Source organism: Rhizobium sp. BK661, assembly GCF_024808825.1.
Lineage (GTDB): Bacteria > Pseudomonadota > Alphaproteobacteria > Rhizobiales > Rhizobiaceae > Rhizobium.
Genome location: NZ_JANTYT010000002.1, coordinates 519559 through 525804, shown reverse-complemented (window position 1 = coordinate 525804; position 6246 = coordinate 519559). Strand labels below are relative to the sequence as shown.

General features: G+C 61.5%; 5 protein-coding genes. 4 read left to right on the top strand and 1 reads right to left on the bottom strand.

Annotated features, from left to right (window positions below; all coding sequences use genetic code 11):
* The first annotated feature begins 406 nt into the window (after positions 1-406).
* From hrpB to FHX16_RS08780, 3 genes are all read left to right on the top strand, one after another.
* Positions 407-2860: an ATP-dependent helicase HrpB gene (gene hrpB, locus FHX16_RS08790; RefSeq protein ID WP_259127016.1), complete on the top strand. Its 2454-nt coding sequence runs from the start codon at positions 407-409 to the stop codon at positions 2858-2860.
* Between the two features lie 28 nt (positions 2861-2888).
* Positions 2889-4199, top strand: a complete 1311-nt coding sequence (locus FHX16_RS08785; protein WP_114714263.1) for an ActS/PrrB/RegB family redox-sensitive histidine kinase — start codon at positions 2889-2891, stop codon at positions 4197-4199.
* A gap of 69 nt (positions 4200-4268) precedes the next feature.
* A complete protein-coding gene (locus FHX16_RS08780) occupies positions 4269-4844 on the top strand; it encodes an ActR/PrrA/RegA family redox response regulator transcription factor (RefSeq protein WP_016556903.1) in 576 nt (191 codons plus the stop codon).
* A 2-nt stretch (positions 4845-4846) separates the two neighbouring features.
* Here FHX16_RS08780 and FHX16_RS08775 read toward each other — a convergent pair whose 3' ends face one another.
* A complete protein-coding gene (locus FHX16_RS08775; protein ID WP_183864427.1) occupies positions 4847-5341 on the bottom strand; it encodes an MmcB family DNA repair protein in 495 nt (164 codons plus the stop codon).
* A 181-nt stretch (positions 5342-5522) separates the two neighbouring features.
* Between FHX16_RS08775 and FHX16_RS08770 the strand changes: the two genes are divergently transcribed.
* Positions 5523-6209: a L,D-transpeptidase gene (locus FHX16_RS08770; protein ID WP_016556901.1), complete on the top strand. Its 687-nt coding sequence runs from the start codon at positions 5523-5525 to the stop codon at positions 6207-6209.
* Positions 6210-6246: the final 37 nt, after the last annotated feature.

Genomic DNA, 6246 nt, shown 5'->3' with positions numbered 1-6246 from the left:
AAATCTCTAGAGCGAAGGACTTCGTCGCCAGCAGCGCCGCCGCCCTCGTTCAGTGAGTGGGCTTATAGATCCTACCCCTTTTCTAAGTCAACAGCGCAAAACAAAGTTTTTTGACATTTTTGTAACACACTGATTCGATTGACGGATTTTCGGGAGGTGCGGTTTTGGCCGTTCTTAGGGCACCGGAACGGCGACTCCCGGCTGTGCTTTTGGCGCAGTTTCCATTTTCAGCTGCAGAATCCCTCTCTCTTACCTCTGTGGCGGTCCCCGAAGAGAGACGACTTGCGCAATGGCGCGGTGTCAGTAGGTTCACGAGCGATGCAACCGCGGGGAATGACCGCATGCCGATCCTGACGGAAATGCGCCCCGCCCACGCTTATGAGATGAAGACGCGCACGTGACCCGCATGACTTTGCCGGACCTTCCGGTCTCAGACGTTCTCCCGGATATCGGCGCGGCGCTCGCCGCAGAGCGCCGCGCGGTGCTGTCTGCTCCTCCCGGCGCCGGCAAGACTACGCTTGTTCCCCTTTATCTGCTTGATCAGGATTGGCGTGGCGATGGCAAGATCGTGCTTCTCGAGCCGCGGCGTCTGGCAGCCAGGGCGGCGGCAAGCCGTATGGCATCGTTGCTCGGTGAGACCGTAGGTGAGACCGTCGGCTATCGCATGCGCCTCGACACCAGAATATCGGCCAAGACCCGCATCGAGGTGGTCACGGAAGGCGTGTTCGCACGCATGATCCTCGATGATCCGGAACTCTCGGGCGTGTCGACGGTGATCTTTGATGAGTTCCACGAGCGTTCGCTCGACGCCGACTTCGGACTGGCGCTGGCGCTGGACGTACAATCCGCTTTGCGCGAAGACCTGCGGGTGCTGGTGATGTCAGCGACGCTCGACGTGGCGCGCATCATGACACTCCTGGACCAGCCCCCGCTCGTCGAAAGCATGGGGCGCAGCTTTCCGATCGATATCCGCTATCAGGATCGACCTGCAAGCGAGCGCATCGAAGAAACGATGGCGCGCGCCGTCACAAACGCGCACGCCAGCGAAAGCGGATCGATCCTTGCCTTCCTGCCTGGCCAAGCAGAAATCGCGCGCACCGCTGAGCGGCTCGAAGGGCGCTTCGGGTCACAGACACTGATCGCTCCGCTCTACGGCAATCTCACACAGCGGGAACAGGACGCGGCGATCCGGCCGGCCGAGCCAGGAACGCGCAAGATCGTGCTCGCCACCTCGATCGCCGAGACATCAATCACCATCGACGGTGTGCGGATTGTTATCGACAGCGGCCTGCAGCGGCTACCGGTGTTCGAGGCGTCAACCGGCATCACGCGGCTGGAGACGGTGCGCGTGTCGCGCGCCTCGGCGGACCAGCGCGCCGGGCGCGCCGGCCGAACCGAGCCGGGTATCGCCATCCGCCTGTGGCACCAGGGACAGACTGCCGCACTGCCGGCATTTACACCGCCACAAATACTCTCCAGCGATCTCTCCGGCCTTGTCCTCGACTTGGCGAATTGGGGCGTTCAGGACACACGTTCGCTCTCCTTCGTCGATCAGCCGCCGGAGACGACGCTTTCCGAAGCACGTACGCTGCTAGTTCAGCTCGGTGCACTCGACAAGGAAGGTGCTTTGACGCGGCGCGGAAAGATGATGCGCGATCTTGCCCTGCCACCGCGTCTGGCCGCCATGGTGATTTCGGCAGGCGAGACGGGGCATGCAAGAGATGCAGCGGAGCTTGCGGTGCTGCTGACTGAACAGGGGCTCGGAGGCCCCAGCATAGACCTCGAAGAGCGGATGCGGCGCTTTCGCTCGGAGCGCGGCGATCGCGTCGAAGGCGCGCGTCAGCTGGCGGCTCGACTGGCCAAGGGTCTCGATGTCACCAAAGCAACGGAACCGAGCCAGACGGGACGGCTGTTGCTGCACGCCTTTCCGGACCGCATCGCACTGCAGCGCGGCGGCAGAGGCCGCTTCCTGATGGCGAACGGGCGCGGCGCCGAACTGCCGGAAACCGAACGGCTCGCCGGCAGCCCGATGCTCGTCATCGCAGACTTGACGGGTCGGGCCGCGCAAGGGCGCGTCCTGTCGGCAGCCGAGATCTCACGCGCCGACATCGAGGAGGACCTGCCCGGCGCCATTTCGACCGGCGATCAGATCGTCTTCGACCGGCAGAGCCGGCAGGTGAGAGCCAGGCGGGCGACACGGCTCGGCGCCATTATCTTCGACGAGACACCTCTGCCCCGCCCCACCGGCGAAGCCGTCAGCCGCGCGCTGGCAGACGGTGTGCGCGAGTTGGGGTTGGAACAGCTGCCGTTTTCCAAAGAAGCCATGCAGTTGCGCGAACGCATCGGCTTTCTTCATCGCAGCATCGGCGGCCCGTGGCCTGACGTCAGCGACGCGGCACTGGTTGCGCGCTTGGACGATTGGTTCGTTCCCTACCAGACGGATGCCCGGGGGATTTCCGACATCTCTTCGTCCGCACTCTCGAACGGATTGATGGCGCTGATCCCACACGAGCTGCAGCGCGATCTCTCACGTCTCGCGCCGACGCATTTCGAAGCGCCGACCGGACAGCGGCATCCAATTCAATATAGCGGCGAGGAGCCTGTTCTGACGATCCGTGTGCAGGAGCTGTTTGGCCTCAGGCAGCATCCCGCGATCGGCGGCGGACGACTACCATTACTTCTCGAGCTGACCTCACCGGCGCACCGGCCGATTCAGACGACACGTGATCTGCCCGGATTCTGGGCCGGATCTTGGAAAGATGTGCGGGCCGAGATGCGCGGCCGCTATCCCAAGCATCCCTGGCCCGAACGACCGGAAGACGCCATGCCGACGACACGGGCGAAGCCGCGTGGTACATGAGCCCTAGCATAGCCCATGGGGATATCAGATGGTCGATAATGTCGTGAGTTCGCCGGAAGAAGATAGGCACAGCAGCAGGCGCCTGAGACTTCAAACGCTGGTGCGGCTGCGATGGCTTGCCGTGGGCGGCCAGGCTGTGACTGTGTTCATCGTTGCCTTCTGGCTCAAGTTTCCGCTTCCACTTGGTGCCTGCGCGGCGCTGATCGCAGCCCTGGCGGCCGTCAATTTCTACCTGATGATCCGCTATCCGCCGACACACCGGCTCTATCCCGGCGCGGCCTTCGTGCTGCTCGGCTTCGACCTTCTGCAGCTCTGCGCACTGCTCTTCATCACCGGCGGCCTGGCCAATCCCTTTGCGGCCCTCGTCTGCGTTCCCGTCATCATTTCCTTCGCATCGCAGCCGATCCGCTTCAGCACCGTGCTTATTCTGATCGCGATGGTCTGCATCACTATCCTCGCCTTTTCCCCCTTTCCCTTGCCGTGGTTCGATGGCGTCGAGATCAACGTCCATACCGTGATGCAGTTCGGTGTCTGGTGCTCGATCGCATCGACCATGGCTTTTGCCGCCTTCTATGCATACCGGGTCTCGATGGAGGCGAGCCAGCTGGCCGATGCGCTGGCGGCCACCGAGTTGGTGCTGCAGCGCGAGAAGCACCTTTCTCAGCTCGACGGTCTTGCTGCCGCCGCAGCACACGAACTGGGAACGCCACTCGCCACCATCAGCGTCGTTGCCAAGGAAATGGAGCGCGAACTGAAGAATGACGACCGCTTTCGCGAGGATGTGCAACTGTTGCGCAGCCAGAGCGAGCGGTGCCGCGACATCCTGCGGCGGCTGGCAACGCTTTCTGCGGAAGGCGAAGCTCATCTCCGGCGGCTGCCTTTGTCGTCAATGATGGAAGAGATCGTGGCGCCTCACAGAGAATTCGGGATCAAACTCGAACTGATCGAGAAGAGCCCGCGCAAGGGCGAGCCAGTGACTGACCGCAACGCCGGCATTATGTACGGGCTCGGCAATTTGATCGAAAACGCTGTCGATTACGCGCGCGACAAGGTGATTGTGACCGTCGAGCATGATGTCAGAAAAGTTCGCATCACGGTGGAGGACGACGGCGACGGTTATTCCCCTGATATCCTGACCCGGATTGGCGAGCCCTATGTCACCAAGAGGCAGAGGGAAGACCGGGCCGGCGGGCTGGGGCTCGGCCTCTTCATCGCCAAGACTCTCCTCGAACGATCGGGCGCGTCGCTGGTGTTCGAGAACCGCATGCCCGAGACGGCTGGAGCGCGGGTGCGTGTCGAATGGCCGCGCATGCTGATCGATGCAAATTCGACAAAATGACGCTATCGGCTTAATGAACAGCGGGACACTTGACTTTTATCAGGCAGGCAGCTGCCGGGATTGACGAACATGAACGAGCTTGACCACGACTCCTCCCTCGCAGATGCGGATCATATTGGTCCGGATGCCAGCCTTCTGATCGTCGATGACGATGGCCCGTTTCTGCGCCGACTGGCGCGCGCGATGGAGACACGTGGCTTCAAGGTTGAGACTGCGGAATCGGTCGCGGAGGGCGTTGCCAAATCGAAGAGCCATCCGCCCAAATACGCAGTGGTCGATCTGCGACTTGGCGACGGCAACGGGTTGGATGTGATCGAAGCCATCCGCCAGCGCCGTGATGACACCCGGATCATCGTCCTCACGGGGTACGGAAATATTGCGACCGCTGTTACGGCCGTGAAACTTGGCGCCGTCGACTACCTGGCGAAGCCCGCCGATGCCGACGACGTTTACGCCGCCCTCACCCAGCGCGCCGGCGAGAAGGCGGAACTGCCGGAGAACCCGATGTCGGCCGACCGTGTGCGCTGGGAGCATATCCAGCGGGTTTATGAGATGTGCGAGCGCAATGTTTCGGAGACTGCACGGCGGCTCAACATGCATCGCCGCACGTTGCAACGGATCCTTGCCAAGCGCGCGCCGAAGTAGCGTCAGATATCGTCGACCTCAAACGGCTTCCCGTTTGCCCATTCGGCCATCAGCAGGCGCTGGGCGGCTGCGCGAGAGAAATTAAGCGTCACGGATTTTCGCGTCGCTGGCGCAAGGCGATGCTCTGGTGCCTCGCGGATCATATGCGCCCCGTAGCCATCCGATAGAAACAAGCCGCAATCCTCGGGGAAGATATCGAGCGGAACATCCTTGTGGGTGGCGAAGAATAGTCGGTCGCAATGGAGGCGATAGTCCGGCCATTTGCGGTCAACCCGGAAGTCCTCCACCGAGGTCTTGATCTCGATGATCCAGATTTCGCCCTTCTCCGAAATCGTGATCAAGTCAGCCCGTCGTCCGCTGGCAAGCGACAGCTCCGGCAATACGGCGTGACGCATCTCATGAAGTAAAATCTGAGTCCCGCGGCGGACCAGCATAGCTCTGTCCGACTGTCGCCCGTCTATTAACGGATTGTTATTGTAAACACTCAAAATCGTCATGGATAACCGTAGGTCTGGCGCGCGCGTTGTTGCAAAAAAACCATGCGCTTCTAATTTGCCGCTGCGTATTGGTTTTGCCGCACTGCAACAGCTTGCAAAGGCAAAGTTAATCGAAAATAAACCATAATCAAAGATGGTTCAAAAGACCGTTCTCCCCTTGCCCATTTCCTAAGAGACATCCATGCGCATCCGCAATGCATTTCCTGTATTCGGCCTGATGGCGACGCTCGCTCTGGCCGGTTGCTCCTCGACTATCGAGAGCGCCTCCGTCGAAGACAAGGTCGCGCCGGGGCCGACCGTTCAGACCGCGCAGATCTTCGACGACGCCTATGGCGTGACGACGGATGCCGGATATTCGCTGCCGGCGATCCCGATCCAGAGGGTCAAGCCGCAGTTCCGCCGCCAGATCGTCTCCTACGAAACCACCGAGCGCCCGGGCACGATCATCGTCAACACCCGCGAACGCTTCCTCTATTACATCCTGCCCGGCGGCAAGGCGATGCGTTACGGCATCGGCGTCGGCAAGCAGGGCTTCGCATGGGCGGGTACGGCCTATGTCGCATGGAAGCAGGAATGGCCGACCTGGCATCCCCCGAAGGAAATGGCCGAGCGCAAGCCCGAGGTCGCCAAATATGTCGAGGAGGGCATGGGCCCCGGCCTCAGCAACCCGCTCGGCGCGCGCGCCATGTATCTCTTCAACGAAAAGGGTCAGGACACCCTGTTCCGCCTGCACGGTACGCCGGAATGGGCTTCGATCGGCACCGCTGCCTCGTCTGGCTGTATTCGTCTGATGAACCAGGACGTCATCGATCTCTACAGCCGCGTACGTCCGGGCAAGACGACCTCGAAGGTCATCGTTATCCAGTAAGCGGCGCTGAAAAATGGGTATTAAAAAGGCCGCCGGA

Coding starts and splice junctions, on each gene's coding strand:
- FHX16_RS08780 (WP_016556903.1), top strand. CDS start 4,269: ATGAACGAGCTTGACCACGACTCCTCCCTCGCAGATGCGGATCATATT.
- FHX16_RS08775 (WP_183864427.1), bottom strand. CDS start 5,341: ATGACGATTTTGAGTGTTTACAATAACAATCCGTTAATAGACGGGCGA.
- hrpB (WP_259127016.1), top strand. CDS start 407: ATGACTTTGCCGGACCTTCCGGTCTCAGACGTTCTCCCGGATATCGGC.
- FHX16_RS08785 (WP_114714263.1), top strand. CDS start 2,889: ATGGTCGATAATGTCGTGAGTTCGCCGGAAGAAGATAGGCACAGCAGC.
- FHX16_RS08770 (WP_016556901.1), top strand. CDS start 5,523: ATGCGCATCCGCAATGCATTTCCTGTATTCGGCCTGATGGCGACGCTC.